Genomic DNA, 21811 nt, shown 5'->3' with positions numbered 1-21811 from the left:
AGCTGTTCCCCGTCAGGCAGGGAACAGCTCAGGAATGCGCTCGTGTGATTTGCCGGCTCAGCGATCCTGTTGCAGCCGTCGGCGTTCTTCTTCGGTCAAGCGAGCCCAATGTTTCGGGTCGATGTTGTTGCCGAGCCCGACGATCTGCGCCAGCTTGCTCGGGTCGTACGAGCGCTGCACGCCGGACTGCAAATTGGAGCGTGACGTTGCCCCTGTATCGGCACGATCGTCTCTCGACGTTTCATTGCCGAAGCCTAAGACTCGCACGCTGAAGATCGACGGCAAGCTCTCCCGCGTGGCTGCCCGTTCGCGTCGCATGACTTCCTGCGCGGCAGTCACTGCCGTAGTCGCGGCTTGGCTGGCGTCCGTCAGTGCAGAAACATTCACCTGCGCCAACACCGGCACGCCCGTGGCTTCGCCCTGCACCTGGATGTTCTCGGCGTTGACCACCTGCAGCGCTGCCAGGTTGACGTTGCCCGACACACGAATGCCCGCTTCGCCCGCGTCGATCGTGCCCAGCGGTGCGATCAGGTCGATGTCGCCAGGCGGGATCTCCGGAATCGGATTCAGCGTGGCGATACCGGCGCCGTTGTTTGGCGAGCTTGGCGACAGCGTGACGTTGCCGACACTGTCGTAGACGCGCCGCTGCGGTGTGTAGACCACCGTGGTCTTGGCGCCGCGGCCAGCGTTGATGTCGCCTTCCGCGGACCAGGCCAGGATGTTGCCGCCGAACGTGGTGAAGATGCGGCTCTGACCCATCAGGATGTCGTCCTGCGCATAGATGTTGATGTCGCCCTCGCCCTGGGTCATCAGGCCGGACTGCGGGCCGGGGGCGAAGGCGCCGTCGATGCCCACCAGGGTGCGTCCGCCCGGGGTGAGAATGTTGATGTCGCCACCGAAGTTGGTGTGGATGCCGGCGTCCTGCACCGTGTAGAACGGCACGCCATAGCCGGGACGTCCCAGGGCAATCCATTCCTCCTCGGTGATGTAGCGCAGGCCGGGCGTCGGACGTTCTTTGAAGATGCCGTTGCTGGTGACGTATTCGTCGATGTACAGCGCGCTGCTGAACAACGTGAGGTCGCCTTCGTAGCTCAGCGCGTTGCCGGCGGCGTCCTGCTCGGGGAACAGCGTGGCGATGGCCTCGCGCCCGCGCAGATAGCTGCCGAATCGCCTGCCGCCGACATCGTTGTACTCGCGGCCGGCGGCCTTCAGCTCGGCGTAGTACACGTTGCGCAGATAAGCGCGTTGCTGCTCCGGAGGCAGCGCCGCGAAGAACGCGGGCGCGTCCATCGTCGCCGCATCGAAGTGCAGGCCGAGTCCGTTGCGTCCGCCGAAGCGCTCGCCCAGCCAGTTGACCAGATGCAGCTGGCCCTCGAGCTTATATTCCCTCGCCAGCGAACGATTGGCCGCGGTGCGCCCCTGGGCCAGCGCCGCCTCTCGCGTCGCGTCCAGTTCGGCCTGCTTCTCGGCCAGGAACGCCTGCGCACCGCTGTCGTCGCCGGCATAGCCGAATTCGCGCTGCAGCCACTGCGCCAGCGTCAGCTCGCCGCTGTAGACGTACACCGCTTTGCCCGGCTGGTCAGCGAGCGGCAGGCCCGGGTTCGCCTGGTTGGCCGGATCGAGGTAGCGCGCGGCGAACGCATCCCAGTGCGCGCCCTCGCCCAGACCCGCCGACACCGAGATACCGGCGCCTCCGCTGCGGTTGCCCGGCGTGACGTTGACCACAGGACCCAGGCTCTTGAGCTCGCCTCTGTTGGCGAAATAAAGGTCGCGCCCGGCACTAACCTCCAGCAGGCCAGGACCGAGGACGTAGAAGCTGCTGTGGCGAATGTCGCGCCCCGCTTCCACGATCGAGACGTCGTCGCCGAACGCGTGCGCGATCAAGTTGCCGCGGGCACCGCCAGTACCGCCTCCACCGGCGGTGACCGTGTCGTTGCGTCCCAGCTGCGTGCCGGAATCGGAAATGTCACGCCCCGCGCGAATCGCAACCGGAACGGATGCTTCATAGCGTGAGCCAGCCGCTCCCGCCGGAAAGCCCAGCAGCACCTCGTTGCCGACGCGCAGCCCTACGATGTCGCCCTCGACGGCGTAGTAGCGCGACGGCACTCGCCCCACCACAGCATGCGCGGACGTGGCACTGCTACCGAAGTTGAACAAGTTCGCGACAGCGGAGCGGCCGGTGCGATCACCCACCCAGACATTGCGGTCCGCAATCTCCCCGGTCGAGTTGTGAACGATCACCGGCTCGTTGCCGGACCGACCGCCGCCGGTTTCGGCAACCCTCCCGACGAAACCTGGCCGGAAAGGGCTGGTCATGGCCCACGGATCGGCGGTCGACGCGCTGAACGTCAGTCCGCTGCCGAAGATGGATTGGCCGGCCAGCAACTGCAGTTCGCCATGGCCGGTGACGTTCGTGAACTGCGCATCGAGCGGCGAAGGCGCCAGTGTCACCCCATGCTGGACCCGCAACGGGGTCTGACCGTAGCTGTTCCTGAGGTTGGTCGTGCCCACGCCGTAGTACACGCTGCCGTTGGCGGCGGCTGCACGCAGGATCGAGGGATAGAAGTAGCCATCGTCGGACGCCGACTGGTTGCGGTCCATGACCGCAACGCGCAGATCTTCTTGCGAACTGCCCTCGGCCCAGGCAGTGGTCGGGGTCAGGTGTCCGCCCGCACTGAACAGGTCGATGGCGGTAGCCGGCGTCCACAGCGAGAACCAGCTCCACCCTCCACCTTCCAGATGCGTTCCCTGATAGGAGAACGGCGTGCTGTTGAGCAACGGCATGCGCCCCGGATCGCCGGCGCCGCCGAGCACCAGATCGCCGCGGGTGTCGATGCGCATCGTGGAATCGCCGAGCACCACCACCGGGCCACCGCCCGCAAATACGCGACCGGCCGCATACGGACCGCCGGTGCGCGTATCGACGTGGTCGAGCACGCCGTAGCGCAGTTGCAGACCGCCGATGGCGCCGGCCTCGATCCGGCTGGCGCCGCGCAGGTTGACGAAGGTGCTGTTGAGGTCGTGTTCGTTGCGACGCAACTGTGCGTTCGGGTTCAGCGTGCCACCCAGGCGCAGGTCGAAGTCGCCGCCGCCCGTCTGCACCAGGGTGCCGTCGGCCGTGATCCGCCCGGTGCTGCCGATGGCCAGGTGCAGGCCCTGACTGCGCGGCGTGTGGATATTGCTGTCCACCTGGGTCAGCCCGTTCAAGGTCGCGTTGCCGCGGATGTCGATCATGCCCGCGTCGCCGCCTGCCTGGACGGTCAGGTTGCCGCCGCCCAGCGTGCCGATGCCGGTGAAACCCACCAGGAACGGATCGTTGCCGAACAGCCATTGGCCGTAGCTGTCGTACTGGCCGTTCCGCGGACCGTCAACATAGGTGCCGAAGTTGACCCACCACGCCGTGGGGACCGCCTCCGGGCCCGGCTCAACGCTGCCACTGCCCTGCCGCCACAGCCAGGTGTTCACCGCCGTGGTCTCGAACTGTCCGCGGGTGTCGGCGAACCCGTAGCCGTAATCCAGTCTGTTGCCGTTGTAGCCGATCAAGTCGCCGATCAGGTCCCCGCCGGCACTCAGCAGCACGTTGCCGCCGTGTTCCGGATACCAGGCCGCATACAGGCTGTCCGCGCCGCCGTCGACCAGCGATTCATACTGGGCCCCTTCCTCGCGCAAGACCGTACCATCGGCCAGCCGACCACGCGGCAGATCGAAGCGGCTTCCCATCGAAACCGAGGGCGTGCCGGCGGTGTAGACGCCATACGGCGAGGTCATTTCGAAGTCGCCGCCGGAGATCAGCTCGAGATCGCCGGTGCCGGTGCGCACCACGCTGTACAGCTGCTGGCGCACGGGGGCCGGCTCGTACTCCAGATCCGGCGGAGTGCCCGGATCGATCACGGTCACGACCGTGCCATAGCCCCAGTCGTTCAGCTCCGTGACACTCTCACCGATGAGCCCGACGTCCTTGAGCATCTGCACATCGGCGTCGCTGACGGCGCTGCCCGCCGTGATGACGACACCGAACCACGCTTCAAGATCGTTCCAGAACGTCAGGGCCGACTCGGAAGTGCCCCAGCCATAGGTTGGCGGCGTGCCGGTACCCGGCACCTCGGTAGCTTCGTAGCCCAGGCCGAAGTGCGTATCGGCCAGGCGCAGCCTCGCCGTACCGCCCGGCTGCGTCAGGCGCGGGTCGGCCGCTTCCGGATCGGCGCCGGCCACCAAGCGGATGTCCCAAGATTGCGAGCCGGCCGCCAGCATCGGAGCCACGGCCAGATTGCGGCCCTGAGCGCCGTCCGCGCCGGTCGGCCGCAGATCGACCATCACGGCACCGCCGGGCAGCAGCACATCGGTCTCGGATGGCACGATGGCGCCTTTCGCGAGCGTCAGCGGCTGCGCCAGGGTCATGTTGACCGGCAGCTCCGCGCCTTTCGGCCAGGCGGTCGCGGCCAGTTGCACCTGGGCAGGCAAGCGGAACCCGGCGCCGAGTTGCATGCCGGCTGCCAGCACCAGCGGCTCCCTCAACACAGTGCCCGCTGCGTGCAGCAGGTTGCCGGCACCGTCGCGCACGTCGGCGCCGAGCACGGTCCCCGCCGCGAGCGTCAGTTCCTGGCCCAATGGCATCGTCGCCGGCAGCACGGTGCCCGCCGGAAGGGTCAGGCCCGCCACCGGCAAGTCGTAGTTCAGCGTGCGTCCCGCCTTGAACACCGTGCCGGCATCCAGCGTGGCCACACCGCCGTGAGGAATGATCAGGTCGCCGCCAAAGGGCATGCGGCCCGCTGGCAACACCCAGCCGTTGTCGTCCGGCGTTTCGCCGACTCGCGAGGTATCGAAGCCGTCGCTGATGCTGCCGAAGAGCACCAGATCGCCCTCGGCGCGCAGCACCAGCGCGCCCGCCTCGCCCGAACCGTAAGTGCCGGTGCGCTGCGTGTGTGGATTGACGCTGGTGTAGCGGTGGCCCGAAAGATCGAGGTCGCCGTCCACGTGCAGATCGCCGTCGGGATTGACGGCCGCGTTGCTCGTGATCTCAACGCCCGGCCGCAGATGGAATGCATCCGCGTACGCGCGCAATCCGCGCAGCTTGCCATCCATCAGTGCGCCATTGGCCAGCGCATTGTCGATGAAGACGTCGCTGTCTGCATGCTTGGCGTCCAGATACGCCTGATCGATCACCTGGTAGGTGCGGCCGTCGACTCCCGGGTCGGTGCCCACGTCGGCGTCGTCGTAGCGATGGAAAGCGTTGACCGAGATCGAGCGGGCACCGGCGATATCCACCGTGCCGTTGGCGTCGATGTCCACGTCGTTGCCCGTCGCTCCACCCAGGCGCGGCGCGTTCAGCGCCACCGTGCCGTAGTTCGCGTTCGCACCTTCGACGCGCAGGTCCATGCGTGCGCCGCTCTCCAGCACCAGCCGACCGTCGCCCGAGTCGATTTCGATCACCGCGCGATTCGGCGCCTCGATCACCTGCCCGTAGCTGTCCTTACGCAGCACGCTTGCGCTGGCGTCGAGCACCGCCGTGCCGGCCAGCGTCACGCCGTCGTTCGCAGCCAGACGGATGCTGCCGGCCTGTTCGCCACTGGCGTTGATGGTGCCGTTGACAGTCAAGCGGCCGTTGTCCACCGACACGTTGATCTCACGCGCCTTCAGTTCATCTCCGATGACCAGATCGCCTTCCTTCAGCTGGAAACTGCGGCCGCCGAACACCTCACCTTCGGTCAGGCGCGCATTCAGGCCCGCGAAGTCGGCGATGTGGCGGCCGCGAATGTCGAGGTAGCCGGAAGCAAACGGCACCTGCGTGCCGCCAGCGTCATAGTGACCACTGCTGCCGCCCGCGATCTCGCCCGCCAGATCCACCGTGCCGTCCAAGGCGATGGCAGTGAGCCTGCCGGCGCGGTTGTACTGCGCCGAGAGATCGATCCGCGAGTCCGCATGCTGCACGACGTTGCCGCCGCGGCTGTCGAGGGTCACCTCGCCGCCCCAGCTGTACTTGCTGACGTCGAAGAAATCGATCTTCCTTCCGGCGAGGTCCAGCTGTGCGCCGTCCTGCAGCGTCACGTCTTCTTCGGCGGTCAATCGCAGCTTGCCGCTCGGCAGCAGCACGGCGGTGTCCACGACCAGTTGCTGGCCCGCATGCAGCGACAACTCGGCGCCCAAAGCGTCTGCCAGCGTGGCGTTGTCCGGCAACGGGGAACTCGAGCCCTCCGGCGCCACGGCGTTGATGCTGCCGCCCGCCGTGATCGTATTGACCGAGCCGGCTTGGCCGGTGAGCAGCGGCGTGTTGATGTTGAGGTCGCCGCCGCTGTAGCTCCATGCGCCGGTCGCCGCATCCTGCTGGCCCTGCGAGTGGTACACCGACAATGTGCCCTTGTGATTCGCGGTGATGCGCTCGCTGGCGTTGAGGTTGACCGCGGCGAAGCCCACCGTCAGCCGATCGGACGTGGCGACGCTGTCCGGCTGGCTGTTGGGGCCGTAGCCGAATTCGATGATGCGCGCATCCACGACGAACTGACCGTCCCCGGTGCCGGCTCCCCCGGCAATGACATTGCCAGCCGGGCTCGAAGCGCCATTCCACACCAGGATGTCAGTTTCGATGCGGGCGACGTCACCGGCCTCGCCATAGCCGTAGACGGCTGGCGCACCCAGCACCAGTCGCTCCAGCGCCGACTCTCCGCTGACGGGATCTATCGTGGAGAGGTCAACGGAGCCATAGAAGTTGATCGAGTCGGCGGCCTTGAGCACCAGGTTTTCCAGCGCGGGTGCACCAGTCGAGGTGTCGCCCCGCAACAGTCGGTCGAGCAGGTCCTGGTTGAGGGTCAGACCGGACGTCAGCACGCCCTCCGCGGCCGCCCGGGCAATGGCGGCATCGCTGCCCACATTGATGCCGCCGAGCGCGAGCACCAGGTTGCGCGTGCCATAGCGCACGGAATCTTCGAGCAGGAAGGACTGGGTCACCGCTGTGATCGTGCCTTCCGAGTACAGCCGGGTCTCGCCGCCACAGCTCGCGCCTTGCGCGCAGGTGCCGATATGGATGTAGCCCGAACCGGACGCGCTGCTGGAGGGCAACGCGTCCAGCCAGCCGTTGCTGACCGCGAGCATGCCGTCGCCCGGCGACAGAACATAGCCGTCGGCTGAGCTCCACGGCGCTGCCCCACGCCCGAGCGTGTCGATACTCGCGCCCTGTTCGACGGTGATTTCGCTGCCAACCAGAAACACCTGGGACGCCGATAGCACGGCCCCCTCGCGCAGGACGATCTCATCCGCACTGCCGCCGGGGGTGGTGAAGCCGACCCGCCAGGCATCCTGGGTGGAGCCGTAGCCGCGCATCAGCGCGAAGGTGGAGTTTGGCATCGCGCCGACGCTGATAGTGCCCGCACCGATGCCGTTGAGGGTGCTGGCGTGGACGGCGATGCCGTCGAAGTCTTCGCTGGGCGTGGCACCATCGGGCAGGATTTCTATCCGGTCGCCCTGCAGTACCACGGTGCCAGCACGGCCGTGCTCGGCCGCGTTCAGATTCACCACCCCGTCGGCCATCTCCAGAGTCTTTCCCGGCGCCAGCAGCAGGACGCGGGCATCGCGCTCGAGCTGCGGCCGCGGCACACCGTCGCGTTGCGCCCAGTTGAGGCCGAACTGCGCGTAGTTGGTCTCCTTGTACTGCGAGTAGCGGCGCAGTGTGTCCGCCGAGCTCACGATCACTTGCGTGGTCAACGTATCGACGATGTCAGTGCTGGCGATACCGAGGCGCGCGGCCGTGGTGTACGAACCGTTACGCATGGCAGTGGTGCGGCCGAAGGCCGCGACGCTGGACGCGAGGCCGTTCAGCTCCACACGGAAAGCACCCGGCAGCAGCGCGTAGGTCGACGGCAGCAGCGTATACGTGCCCGCCGGCAGGCCCGGCACCCCATCACCAATGGTGATCTGTCGGCCGACGACAGGATCGCCGGCTCCCTTCTCCGCGACCACCGGCGCCGCGTCCGGCTGCACGCCGGGCACGATGGCGTAGACCGGGTTGGTGGTCAGCCCCGGCAGCACGAAGCCGCCCCCTTCGGCATCCATCTGCACGAGCGGATGCAGCCGCGCATCGGTGGAGCCGCCACGGCCGATCAGGAAACCGGCGCCGGTCAGCTCGCCGCCGCCGGACAGATCGATGACCGCGCCCTCCTGCGCCTCAATGTCGTCGCCCCGCAGCAGCACGCTGCCGAGCCCACTGCCGATGCCGTGGTAGAACGCATCGAGGCCGTCATAGGTGTAGGTCAGGCCATCCACTGTGCCGCCATACGGCATGACCAATCCCGCCGCGCTGACGGAGGTGATGCTGTCGGGTCGCAGCACCAGCCGAGTGGACGCGCCGGCGGTCCCCGCGGACCCGAGCGTAATGGTCCCCAGGGGCGCGCGCAGGATGCCGCCCTGGTCGATGTGGGCCGACGACAACGTGATCGAACCGAAGACCGAGAACGGCGTCCGCGGCGCGGGGTTGCCGATCTGCTCGATGCGCAGACTGCGTGTCGGGTCGAGGTCGAACCGCCAATTCCCCCATTGGTCGAAGTAACCCTGGCGGCCGGCGGTGATATCGACTCTCGCGCTCATCGTCGGATAGATCTGGCTGGCCGCCAGGATGAGGTCGCCGTTGGTCGTCAGTCCCGTGATGCTGCCCACGCCGACGCTGGAGGCCAGGAAGCGCATGTCGCCCTGGCTGCGCAGCTCCACCAGATCGAAAGCCGGCCGTTCGATCAACGGCGAGCCGGCCGATGGCTGGGCGTAGCCATAAGTCCCGAACGACAGCTGCTCGATGACATCGAGCAACGATGACTCGATCAGCAGGTGCGTGCCCTCGGGTATGCTGGGCTGGCCGGCCAACGCGCCGGTCGCCGTCGGGCGCGGCATGATGTGGTTGTCGCGCTGGGAGCGCGTGGTGTTCGCCAGCCGCACGTAGGGTGCCGCGAGTCGCACGCGGGACCCTTCGCCCGAGCCTTCCTGCAGAGAGATGTTGGAGGCGGCGAGCCGAAGGCTCTGGCCGAGCGCCAGGTCGACTCCGCCTTCGATGCTCAGCACGCCGTTGACCAGCAGGCTGAGGTTGTCGAACCCGCCGGCTTCGACGCGGTCCACGGCCAGCTGCGCGTGGCCATAGACCAGCGCGGGATCGGCTTCTCCGGGTTTCAGATCCTCCGCAAGCACCGCCGGCGCTTGTTCCCGCACCAGTTGCAGCTCGCGATGCTGCAGCACGCGCGATGACGGGCTGGCGGCGGTGGCGTAGTTGGGCGTTTCCAGCGCCAGGGACAGCGTGCCGCCGGCCGCGCCGGCGCCACCACTGGCTGCGCGCAGCTGGCCGTCGACATGGAGACCGTTGAAGCTGCTCAGATGAATCAGGCCGCCGTCCGAGGCGACCACAGTCTGGCCGAGCGAAGGCAGGTCGAGCGCGGCGGACGTGCCGGACGCGTCCAGCAACGCCCCCGGGCGGATGACGATGAAGTTGTCCACCGAGCCGGCAATCGTGGCATCGCCCTGGTACGTGCCACCGATTTGGATACTGCCGCCGTCCAGCACGCGGCCATAGCGCCGGCCCTGCGCGTCCAGCGCGGTAGATGCGATGCCCGCCACGTCCAGCACCGCCCGCTCTCCGATCCAGATGGAGCCGTCGTGCCCCCGCGCATTCCTCACTTCGGCGGTCGCGCCGTAGCCCAGGGGCAGCACGTCGATGCTCCCGCCGGCCGCATGCAGCCGGCCGTCGATGGTGATCTGGCCGTTGCCGGCCAACCGGATGCTGCTGCCCGGATCCACGGCGATGTCGGCATCGCGGCCCACCCATAGCGTCGGCATGGCGCTCTGGCCCGCGAGGCCGGCCTGTAGCAGCAGGTCGGCACCCGAGCGCTGCGACAGGCGACCCTCGCGCGGCACTTCGGTGAAGAGCGGAGGCTCCCAGACCGACAGCGCCGTGGCCGGGTCGCTCCCGGTAGCGACAGTGCGCGCTGTGGCGGGATCGACGCGCAGGACGGGCATGCTGACGTCAACGGCGGCGCCCGACGCGACCGCCAGGCCGCCGACGCCGACGACCTCATAGCGCGAGAAGCCCTGCCGGAAGGTGGCGACATCGAGCTCGAAGAGCGGCTTGACCGCGATCGTTCGCGGCAACTGCTGCCCGGCCGCAATGCGCGTGCCGGCGGCGAAGGTGATCTCGACGGGCGCCGGGTTGCCCGCCCTTATCACGCCGATCGTCGGCTCGATGGGGATGCCGTTGGGGAAAACGTCCGCCGGCACGACGTACCCCGAGGGGAAACTCTGCGGGGGGTTGATGGCCCGGATCACGGTCCCCGCTGGGAGCTGCGGCGGCGTGGAGTTGCTGATGATCTGATAGCTACCCGCCGATGTGATCAACCTGTAGGTGCCGGCGGCCGGCCTGGGCGGCGTCCACGGCGCCGCCAGCGTGAGGTGCGTTGAGGGCTGGCTCTGCACGATGGTCGGAACGCCTCCCAATGCTTCGCCGGGGGCTGCGCGCGTGCGCGTGTAGGTGTAGTCCAATGGTAGGATCGCGCCCTGGTCGATGGTGAACTCCTCCAGCGTCACCAGATCGACGAGCGAAGTTTCGCCCTCGTGCAGGAACCCATCGCTGCCGCCGGTCTGACCGCCGATCACCACCGCATCGCCGGTCTGCAGATGCAGCGTGCCGCCGCCCTCGACGCCATGGCCGCGCAGTTCGCCCTCCAGCACCAGCCGCCCGCCCGCATTGCCCGCGACCGGGAACCCATTGGCGATCACGGTGATGTCCCCGCCTCTGCCGCCGTGCAGGCTGTCGTCGGCCATCAGCGTTGCGCCCGAGGACGTGTCGATCAAGCTGCCCGAGCCCACGAATACGTCGCCGCTGCTACGGACGGTGACGTTGCCGCCGTCCGCGTATGGCACTCCCCCGATGTCGGTCGGATCGAGTTGCAGGTTGCTCCACACGCCGCGCGCATCCAGCGTCACGCCTGCGCCGATCACGGCGCGCGATGCGTAGCCTTCCGGCGGGGTGGTCACGATGGTGCGCTCCTCCCAGCCGGTGGTGTTGCTGACGTACACATCGACGATGTTCCCCAGCGCGATGTCGCCGCCGCGGGCGGTGACGCCGGCATTGATGTCCACCTGCGTCGCATGCAGTGCGACCACTCCGCCATGCGCTACGGTCAGGGCCTCGTTCACCTCGACGCCGCCGGTCGCGTACGCGCGCAGCGCGCCCAGTTCCAGCTCGTTCAGCCAGTCGCCACCGAGCACGATCCGGTTCGGTGCCGGTTCTTCTTCACTGCTTTCCACCGGCACCGCGTCCGCTGCGCCGATGACGAGCTGCTCCGCGACCGCACCCGGGGTGTAACGCAGGTTCCGGTCGTTTCTGTCGTACACCGGCGTCCAGGTGCCGATCACCAACTCGCCACGGCGCGCGGCCGCCGTCTGCGACTGCTGGTAGCCATCGAGTCCTGGCTCACGTGCATCGATCTGACGATTGCCTTGGAACGTCGCCGTTTCGATGTCGCCTTCTAGTGTCGCCCTCTGAGTCGATACCACCAGGCGCCCGGCATCGCGCCCCACCGTGTAGCCGTTCTCGATGCGCCTGTCTGGCGCGATGAGCGGGTTATGGTAGTAATCAGTGCTGCCCGATCCCCAGCGTTCATGAGTCGACTCGAAGCCCCGGTACAGGCCGGTGTACAGCAGGTCGCCCGGGGCGCTCGAAGCGTTGTACAGGTTGCCGTCGATGCCCTTGAGCCAGGTCTGGTAGACGTAGCCGCTCTGCACGTCCAGTGTTCCGCCCGACAGGTTGATGCTCGATCCCGCCCGCGTCAGCAGCTCGGCGCCGCTGAACTGCACGGTGCCACCCTGCGCCGACCATTCGCCGATGCCGTGGCCCGTGATGCCGAGATACCCGCCTACCTCGAGCAGCCCGCCCGCCGTGTACCACCGATCGGTCTCGTGACCGTTGGTGCCGGCCGGCACCAGCACCAGGTCGCGTCGATCCAGCACGATGGTGTGGTTGCGCAGGTTGTCGCCGTCGCGGTTGACCGGCGCGTCGCGTTGCTCGAAGCCCTGGACGTTGATCTCGACGTTGTTCGCCTCCATCGCGATTCGCACGCCCACGTGGCCGGAGACGTCGATGCGCGCGTTGGCCTGCACCTCGCTTGTGGCTGCAGCATCGACGAACACCTGGCCGCTGGTGGCGAGCGTCAGGCTGTCGCTTTCGAATGTGACGTCGCCACCGCTGACGATCTGCACCAGCGACTGGTCGCGCCGGTGCCGGATGCCGTCGCCATCGATATCCGAGTCCCTGATCAACGCCTCGCGCTGCACGTCGAGCGCAGTGGTCGCGCTCTCGTCCAGCACGATCGCCGTCACGCTGCCGGCCCCGAGCGTGACCTCGCCATCGGTATCGGTCTTGTCGTTGAGCAGGTGAATCGTGCCGCGGGTGTGCACCGAAGTTGTCGACACCAGCGTGCCGTCCTGGCGTACATCGTGGCCCACCAGCGTGATGTCGCCAGTGGTCGCTTCGATCAATCCGCTGTTGCGCACGCCACCTGCGGGATTGGGCACCGGCTCACCGGATTGATCGACGCCGTCGGCCAGGCGCAGCGCACTCACCACGTTGCCGCGCGTGGTCGAGGCCTGGTTCTCCTCGGTGCTCATCCCTTTGCGGATCACGAAGGCATCGCCGGCGGCGAGCATCGTCTGACCATTGGCGGTGGCTATTTCACCGGCGTTATGCACCTCGCCACCGAGTAGCAGCACGTAACCGCCGCCTTCGGTGACCGATTGAGGCACATGTGTCGCGATCTCGGCGCCCTGCTCTACGATCACCTTGCCGGTTGCCGCACCGTAGCTGAAGCTGCTCGCGGTGGTTTCGAGGTCGTTGGCGAAGGACGGAATGTGGCGAGTATTGGTGCCCGCGCCCTGGGTGTCGCTATACAGCCCCCTGCTGAACTGCGCGTCGGTCATGTTCACCGCCGCGGCGGCGAGGTTGCGCACATTCACCTGTGACGAGCCATCGAACAGGACGCCGTTGCGGTTGACCAGGAACACCGTGCCTTCGGCTTGGATCCGGCCCTGAATTTCCGACGGGCGCGCCTGGGGATCGTTGACGCGGTTGAGCACCGACCAGCTGGCGTCCTGCTCGAACTTCACCGTGGTGTTGCGCCCGACGTTGAATGTTTCCCAGTTGAGGATGGCCTTGTCGCCGGTCTGCTCGATGGTGACCGTGGTTCGACCGTCCTGCTGAACCTGTGTCGGATCTTTAGCGTTGAGCCAACCCGCGGTGAGCGGATTCGTATCGACTTCGAGGCCGCCTTCGGTCAGGCCATCGGGCACACCGGGACGAGCGCGCGCAGCGGCGCGGGCCTGCGCCTGCAAACGTTGTTGAAAAGCGATGGCGTGCGCCGCCGTGCCGAGATTGTCGATCGAAAGTTGCAACCGCTCGCGTGCAGCCTGTGACTGCAGCTGGGCCGGATTGAGACTATGTGCCGGCTGGCCGTTGGGCAGGCGGCCGGTCGTGGCCGCGTTATTCTGTGCCGCGCCCTTGGCCGCGAACCAGGATGGACTGAAGGCAGACTGGGCATGCGCCACACCGCTCGCGCCGCTCGCCGCCAGCGTCAGTGCGATGGCCCGCGCGATCGGGCTGGCTCGAAGATTGAGTTTCTTCGTCTGTCGGTCCGTGGTAATGCGCCCGCGTGTATTCACCTGAAAAGCCCGCCGCTGATTTTTGGTGGGCTAAGACGAACGGCCGTGGCCCGGTCCGCAAACTATTTTTCAGCGTGACTGTTTCATTCGTGCGCTCGTTGCTCGCGCATCGGATGCACATCGGAATGAAAGGACGACGTCATTCGTTCGTAACGAACAGCAGCTAGCGCAAGGGCTAGCTCAGCACGAACAGACCGCCCGGCAAGGTGCGGGCGTTCAGATCGAAGGTGCGTTGGAGCAGCGCCAGCGCCTGATCCAGCGAGGCGATATAGAAACTGCCGCTGACCGGCTTGTCGCGCATCGCTGCATTCATCAGTACGACACGGCCGGGGCGGTAACGATTGATTTCCGCGATCACATCGGCGAGCCGCGCGTTGTCGAACACCAGTTCGCCCTTGCGCCAGGCCGACGCTCGGCGGGGATCGATGCTGTCCACGCCGCTGAGCATGCGCTCGTCATAAATCGTTCGCTCGCCTGCCGCGAGCCTGCGGATTCCCTGTGCGTGCTCAACCCGAACCTCGCCTTCGACACAGGTGACGCAAACTTTGCCGTCCAGATAGCGCACCTCGAATTGCGCGGTCTCGGCGAAGCTGCGGCCGCGACCGGCGGCGACGACGAACGGCTGACCGTTGGCGGAGGCCGCTGGCAGATCGATGGCCGCTTCGCCCGCCAGCAGATCGATGCCGACGATCCGCTCACCCACGGTCTGCCGACGGATGCTGGTCTGAGTGTTCATTGTGACTTTGACGACATCGCTCAGCGCGATCTGTCGCTGCTCGCCGGTGTCGGTTCGGTAGTCCGCGCCCCATCGCCCGGCGGCAGGCCAAAGATCGGCGGACGGATGCAGAACGGCGATCCCGGCGACGGCGGCGGCGCCGGCCGCGGCCGTCAGAAAAGCTCGGCGGCTTTGCAGGCGTCCGGGCAACGTGCGCTGATGAAAAGCGGCGGCGTCGGCATTCCGGCGTAACACCGCCCCGGCCGCGGGTCTGAACGCGTCCCACTGCTGTCTGGCTGCATTGAAGGCCGCCCGATGTGCGGGACTGGCCTGCAGCCAGCGCTGAAAGCCTTCCAGATCCCAGGATTTGACCTCGCCCGAGTTGAGCAGGCGCAGCCAGACCCACGCCTGGCTTTGCAAGTCGTCGCTGGCAATCGTGCTATCTGTCACACGTGTCTTCATGGATGTTTCTAGACGAATGGGGACCCCGTCCATCCGCAATTTTTTTTATGACCGGCTTGAGCCGTCCGGTCAAATGTTGGTGAGCACGCTGCAACTCATACTCGACCGTGCGCTTGGAGCATCCCAGGCGTCTGGCCACCTCGTCCTGCCGAATCCCCTCCCAGTGCACCAGAATGAAAACCTCGCGCCGGCGCGCCGGCATGCGCTCCACGAGCTTGACCAGTTCGTCGAGCTCGGCCTGCGATTCCGCGGTCCGGGCGGGACCGGGGAGCGGGTCGGACAGCGCCATCGCCGCGTTGATTTCTTCGAGCGACACCGAACGGCCCTGGCGGCGTTGCACGTCGACCGCGAGATTGACGGCCATTCGCACCAGGTAACTGCTCGGGCTGTGAATTGCATCCTCCGCTTCCCTGGTCTTCAGGCGCAGCCAGGCGTCGTGCAGGGCGTCGCCCGCCAGCTCGGTGTTACCTAGCAGCTGCGACACACGCAGCTTGAGCGTGCCGTAGTGTTTGACCAGGTAATCGATCAATTGCGGGCGGACTTCCTCGGTCATGCTCCGGAAGCTCCGTCGTCACAACTCGGCGCGTCGCCGTTCTCGGCATCGCGTGGCACGATCAGCATGGTCACTGGCTGCGGCAGGTCGGCCGGCGGCGGTCCGTCCAGGCGCACGGCTAGCAAAGTAGCCAGCATCGCCGCGTCCCGGTGCGCATCGCCCGTGGATGTGAGCAAGCGAGGCCGTTGGATCTGGCCGGCGCCATCCACCTCGAAGCGCAACAGCGTGCGGTATGTCCCAGGCGCGGTTCGAGCATGGGCGCACAATGCTTCCCAAACACGCGCCTGAATCAGGCCGGGATAGCCTGCCAGATTGCCAAGGGCGACCCGCGGCGCGACCACGGAGGGATCAATCGCATTCAGGACAAAACCGCCGCGGCCACCCTGATCCGATTTCTCGGCCGTGAGGCCTGTGCCCTCCAGCAACCGATGCAAGGCAACTTCGGAAGTGTACAGTCCGCGAACCGCCGTGGAGCTTCGGCCATTGACCAGGTCACTGCGAAACAAGGTCGGCTCCCGGGTGAGCGATGCAAAGCGCCGTAACGCATCCGCCAATGGTTGGGCCGGGATGTCGAACTCGAAGTGCTCCCCTGAGTGATCGGCCTGCGCGCGTGCGGATGGCATCGGAGCTGCCGCAGCCCAGGACGAGGCTGTCAGCGCAGACAAGATGCACACCATCGCGCCACAGACGTTCAGGCGCGCGGCACGAATTGCCATCCCGCGTAGTCCTGGCGCCCCGCCACGCGATGAGCGCAGCCGCTGCCCGCGACAGCGCTTCGCTGGCGTTGGCAGGACAAGACATCGGCTCGACAAGCTAGGGGCATCATGGTGAGTTCGCCAGTGTGACAGCGCCATGTGACTTTTTTGTTTCAGCCCACCGCTCAGTGGCCCGGGGTTCACCCCCTCCGGGCCGATGCCCTGAAGCAGGGCGTGCTGTATATGCGGCGCGCGCCGGGGCTCGGAATACAACCGCTCCGCGTTACTGGGCGTACAGGGTTCGGAGTCAGCGATCGCTTTCCTCCGGAACCCTCACGACGGCCATCCGCCCCGCCGGAGGACAAACCATGCTATCTGCTTCGCTATTAGATCCTGCGCGCTCGCTCACCATTATCGCTGCAAACGTGGAAGTTGACTCGCAACCGTGGGTGAGCGACGGCCGACTTGTCTCTTTTCTGGAGGACTGATCGCCTCGCGTGAGTGGGCTACGACTGCATTACCCCGGCTTTCGTCACGTACCGGCAACGTTGCGGGCTTTCATTGATGTCATGCGAGGGACGAGCTGATTGACGCTTGCGTGGCAGCCGCCCCTAGAGCGCGTCCATCCTCGCTGTGAGCGCGGCGTTCACGTCATTCCGTCCGTCCTGCATGATCCATGCGATCTGCGTTCCCCCATACATCGACCTTCGATTGAGGTCGCGGCCGCTTCGGCGCGCTCGGCAGACGCAGCACACGAGCTGTTCGGAACTTACGTTACCAAGCCACGCGGATGCTCAAATTGCCCTCGTTCTGCGAATAGTCGTCCGCGAACTCGCCGCCATAGCCGAGCGCAAGCGAAGCATTTGCGCTGAGCGATACATTGAGCGAAGCGCGGGCGATGTAGGCCGTGCGATCCAGCGCCGGTCCGTGAGTGCGGAACGAGGGCATGCCGCTGAACGGCTGCAGATCGAGCGTCGAGCGCGCATCTTCGAACTGATGGGCGACGCCGATCTCGAGCGCCGGCCGGAACACCTGCCCGTAGCCTTCGTAGCTGTCGGCGAGTTGCAGCCCCAATGTGCCGCGCAAACCGTCGCGGTCATGGATATGTGCGCTCATGTTGCCTTCGCCGGCATTGCGCTCGCTGAATCGAGCGTCCTCCGTGTGATCGTAGAACGCTTCGATGAATGGCCGCACGAGCGGCCCCGCTTCGCTGGTCATGCGATAGCCGAGGCGAATGGCCGCGCCGTAGCTGTCGCTATCGAAGTCGGCCCGCGCTTCCTGGCGGGTGCTCCCGACCAGAACACTGCGACGAGTCTCGTTGTCATTGGCGCTGTAGAACGCCATCGCGCCCAGGCTCAGCCGCCCGGGATTGTAGTTGGCGTAGAGGCCGCCGAGCTTGGAACGCACTTCGTTGCGAGCTGCGCTGAGATCACGCACCGCGCTATCGGCATATCCGAACGTGCCGCCGAGCGACCAGCCGGAGGACAGCTGTCGATCCGCGCCAATCTGTAGTCCATCGTTGGTCCAATCGTAGCGCGAGTCGCCACCGGCCTGCCCCCACCGCCGCAGCCCCTGTCCCCAGAAGCAATTGAGCGTGTCATTCGAGCCTTGCTCCGTCGGAGCACACTGCGCCGTTTCGCTCAGCGTGAAACGTTCGAACACACTGCGAGCAAAGCCTGCGCCGAGGATCGATACGCTGTTCTGACTCACGCTCGCCACCGGCTCGCCACGCTCGCTGAGCAGCGCTTGTACGCCTTCGGCCGTCGGCTGCTGCAGCAACGAATCGATGTAGTCGGTCATGCTCGGCGTCAGGCTGCCTGCAGTGATTTGCTCTTCCAGCCAGGCCGCGAAACGTCCTCGACCGGATTGCGGGTCAACGACGCTCGTCATCGGCGCGCGTGCAAAGCTGACCGTCAACGCATTCGCGCTCAACTCTCGCTGTGCCGTCATCAATGCGCTGGGGTTCATCTCGATCGAGCTGAACTCACCGCTGATGCCGCCATCAGCCTGAATCAGCGTATGTGTGGCGGCGTCGAGATACATGCCGTACTCCACATTGACTCGATGCGTTCCGGCCAGGCTCGCGCTGCCGTCCACGTCGAGTAGATCTGTTCCAGCACGGCTGATTTCTGAAATCAGAGTGCCGCTGGCAGATTGCGTATAGTTGCCGCCGACGTGGATGGTGCCCGGACTGTGACCCGGAGAAAGCATTCCTGCGTTGACGAGGTTGCCGCTGAGCGAGCCCGTGCCGCCAAGGGTCACGCCCTGCTCGATCCGGAATTCGTTGGTTACGATGGTCGCGTTGGAGAGTTGCACGTCGCCTTCGGCAACCGTGATGCCATCACTGAAGGCATCCATGGTGCCGGAGAACGTGAGCTCGCCGCGACCACGCTTGGTCAACTGCTCGAACGCGGTCGCCGCGAAGTTCTCCGGCACCGTGAGCGCGCTGTCGTAGACCAGCTCTATGGTGTCGACGCCGGCGCCACCGTCCAATGCGGCTTGCGAGAAATCCGCGCCTGCCGCGATCTGCACCTGATCGTTGCCATCGAGCAAGCTCACTGCACCGATCAATGTTCCGCCGAGCGCGAGCGTGTCATCGCCGACCGTGCCCTCGAACGTACCCGCATTGCGCAGCGTCGCGCCGGCCGCGATCGTGGTTGTATTCGATGACAGGCTGGCTCCACTGGCCAGCTCCAGCGAGCCATGCTGAACGTCGAGCGTGCTGACGGTCGAGCCGGCGCCCGTGAGCACGGTCGAGCCGCTGCCCACCTGGCGCACGACACCAGTGCCGGAGATCACGCCATCAACCGACAGCGCATCGGAACGATTGAACGCGAGCGTCGCGTTGTTTGTGACATCGCCCGTGAGGCTGCCGGATGTTCCGCCGTCCCCCACTTGCAACGTGCCTCCGGAGATCGTGGTGCCGCCGGTGTAGGTATTCTCACCGGTGAGCACGAGCGTGCCGAGATCCGTCTTGTCTAGCGTGCCGCTGCCAGTGAGCGCGCTTGCGATGGTTGCTGTGAAGCCTGTGCCAGCTTCGGTGCCGTCGCCCACGCGCACGGTGTTCGAACCGGCGCCGAGCGAGATCGCATCGCCTTCGATGCGATAGTCATCGCTTGCGAACTGCATTCCCGAGACGATGATGCCGCCGAGACTGTCATCGACCGTGACGGTGCCGCCCGTGCCACCGAAGATGACCATCGCGCCGTCCTGATAATCGGCGTTGATCGCTGCGTCCGCCGTGGTCCAGTTATCGTTGCCGCCGGCTTGCCAAACACCGCTGCCGCCGCCGATCTCTCCATCGTTGCGCGCGTGGTCGGCGCCATCCCAGTAGTTCAGCACCAGACCCTGCGTGTTGATCAGGTTCACTTGATTGGCGACCGAGGTCTGCACGTAGTTGGCCGAGCTCGCGGGCATCAACCCGAGGTCCAAACCATTGTCCGTCAGCGTGCCGGTGTAGTTGATGAGGCGATAAATGCCCGCGCCGTACGTACCGCCGGCCGAGAGAGCAACATTCAGTGTGCCATCGAGCGTGAGATCGCCGTTGACGTTGATCAGATCGTTGTACGTGCCGCCGACCGCATTGGCTTCACCGAGCTCGAAATCGAGAACCGAACCGCTGCTCAGCGTGAGCGCGCCCATCGTCAGCGTGCCGGGGCTGTTACCCGGTGCGAGATGGCCGCCGTCGGCAACGGTGACTGCGCCGCCAATGATGCCGCTGCCGCCCAGCGTTGCGCCGTTCGCCACGGTGACGAGGCCCGTCGCAGCGGACTGATCGCCGTTGATGAGCAGTGCGCCGGCATCGACGTTCGTCGCGCCCGTGTAGGTGTTGTTGCCGGCCAGCGTCATCGCGCCCGTGCCGCGCTGGATCACGCTGCCGGTGCCGGAAATGAGGTTGTTGTAAGCGCGGGCTGCCGAGTAGTTGAAGGCGAGCACGCCGTCGTTCGTGATATTGCCATTGGCTGGTATCGCAGTATTGAATCCCGGTCCGCCATTGCCGAACTGCACAGTGCCGTCCTCGATGACGGTGCCGCCGCTGTAGATGTTGAACGTGCTGGAGATGATCAGGGTGGCGGCGCCTCTCTTGGTCAAGCTGCCCGTTCCCTGAAGGCTGCTGGTCAGCGTGAGATCGGCCTCGGTATCGATCACTCCGCCGCCGGCGTTGAAATAGGTGGGCCGTCCGTACGAGAAGGCGGCGGTGTTTCGCAGGCTTGCGCCATTGTAGAAGTTCAAGCTGGGAAACAATTGCCCGGCGTTCGATGCCGAGATGGTGCCGCCCAATAGATGCCAACCGACGGTGGCACCCGAGCTGGCGCCCGTCAGGGTCCAGACACTCGTGCCGGTTTTCTCGAGCCTCGAGAAGCCCGAGTACTGCGTGTTGATGGTGGAGACGTCAAAGCTGCCTTCGCCCTCGCCGCCGAGCCGGAACGTGTCGTTGACGTTCGTGGACGGCGCGACAACGTTGCCTTCAATCACCGAGCCCGGATGCAACTCCAGAATGCTGACGGCGGCCGCGTTCGTGCCGAATTCGATCGCGTTGGGTTGGCCCGCGCCTGCGCGGAGGGTGCCGCTGTTGATGACAGTCAGACTGATATTGACAAAGGACACATTGGGAGCCCCGATCGCGCGCGCCCCAGGCGCGCCCTCGATGGTGCCGGTGTTCTCGATCGTGGATGTGCCGGTGGTGTTCTGATAGACGCCGTTGCCATACGCGGAAAGAGTATTGTTGAAGAACGGGCTGCTGCCTCCTCGTATCGTTCCATGGTTGATCAGCCGAGTGTTCCCCGAGAGCATGACGCCGGTGCCGCCATTGTTGGTGTTGGTGGCGGCGGGGTTGCCGGCGCCACCCTCTATCAGGCCATTGACGTTGTTTGTGAGCTCCGCGGTGCCCTGGAGCTGCACTCCATATCCAGAGCCACCGCCGACGTTCGACGCGTTCAATCCGCCCATACCGCCGCGTATGACCCCGTTGTTGACATGAACGCCGCCGTTCAGACCGGCGCCATGACCGCCGACCCCCGGAGTAGCGGTGGTACTAGAGTCGCCACCGCGTCCTCCGGTGAGCGTCCCGTTGTTCGTCAACGCGCCACCCGTCATCAGTACGCCGTTATTGCCATTACCCCCGAGGCCAGTAGCGCCGGCCGTCTTGTTGCCTCCCATACCTCCCGTGATCGAGCCGTCGTTCCTCAATGTGAGGTCCGTGGCGAACACGCCTGCCCCGCCGTTACCGCCGAAAGTGACACTGTTATCGCCGCCGGTGCCACCGGTGATCGAGGCTTGATTGATCAGGGAACCGCCGCTCAGAGCGAGCGCGGCGCCGCCGTTGATCCCGCTAGTGCCATCGGCACTGTCGCCACCTCGGAATTGGCCGCTACCCATCAGGGTCAGGGGGCTGCCGGAGAACGTAAGAGTGCCGCCGGGAATGGTGCCGCTCTGAGCGTTCAGCGCGAACCCGTTGCTGTTGATCGTGATCGGCTTGGTCAGCGCAGAAAAAGCGATGTTGCTCGCGAGCGTAATGTCGCCTGTCAGCGTGATGGTCGAGCTCGCATCCGCGTGGGCGTTCGCAGCATCGATGGCATCGCGGAGCTCCGTTTCGTTCGCGGCTGTGTAGTCGGCGGCTCTCGTGTGCGGCGACCAGGCCGCCGCAGACAACGCCAGCAGCGCCATGGCACTTGCCTTCGATCTCGGACCCCTCACGCGAGCATCATG

Annotated in this window: 5 protein-coding genes; all 5 read right to left on the bottom strand. The window is 66.1% G+C overall.

Going from position 1 to position 21811, the window contains the following annotated elements; translation table 11 throughout:
* Nucleotides 1-57: 57 nt before the first annotated feature.
* Nucleotides 58-13677, bottom strand: a complete 13620-nt coding sequence (locus JM946_RS16575; RefSeq protein WP_203168454.1) for a filamentous haemagglutinin family protein — start codon at nucleotides 13675-13677, stop codon at nucleotides 58-60.
* 175 nt (nucleotides 13678-13852) lie between these two features.
* On the bottom strand, nucleotides 13853-14854 hold the full coding sequence (locus JM946_RS16570; protein ID WP_203168453.1) for a FecR family protein: 1002 nt from the start codon (nucleotides 14852-14854) through the stop codon (nucleotides 13853-13855).
* Nucleotides 14832-15407, bottom strand: coding sequence for an RNA polymerase sigma factor (locus tag JM946_RS16565; protein ID WP_203168452.1), 576 nt, complete (start codon nucleotides 15405-15407; stop codon nucleotides 14832-14834). Before JM946_RS16565 ends, JM946_RS16570 begins: the two co-directional genes overlap by 23 nt.
* Nucleotides 15404-16030, bottom strand: coding sequence for an STN domain-containing protein (locus JM946_RS16560; RefSeq protein ID WP_203168451.1), 627 nt, complete (start codon nucleotides 16028-16030; stop codon nucleotides 15404-15406). The genes JM946_RS16565 and JM946_RS16560 overlap by 4 nt, the downstream gene beginning before the upstream one ends.
* Nucleotides 16031-16876: 846 nt before the next feature.
* The gene (locus JM946_RS16555) at nucleotides 16877-21769 is read right to left on the bottom strand and encodes an autotransporter domain-containing protein (protein ID WP_203168450.1); all 4893 of its coding nucleotides are present in this window, start codon (nucleotides 21767-21769) and stop codon (nucleotides 16877-16879) included.
* Nucleotides 21770-21811: the final 42 nt, after the last annotated feature.

The organism is Steroidobacter gossypii (assembly GCF_016801985.1).
Lineage (GTDB): Bacteria > Pseudomonadota > Gammaproteobacteria > Steroidobacterales > Steroidobacteraceae > Steroidobacter > Steroidobacter gossypii.
The sequence above is the reverse complement of the archived record's forward strand: the minus strand, read 5'-3'. Positions and strand labels throughout refer to the sequence as shown.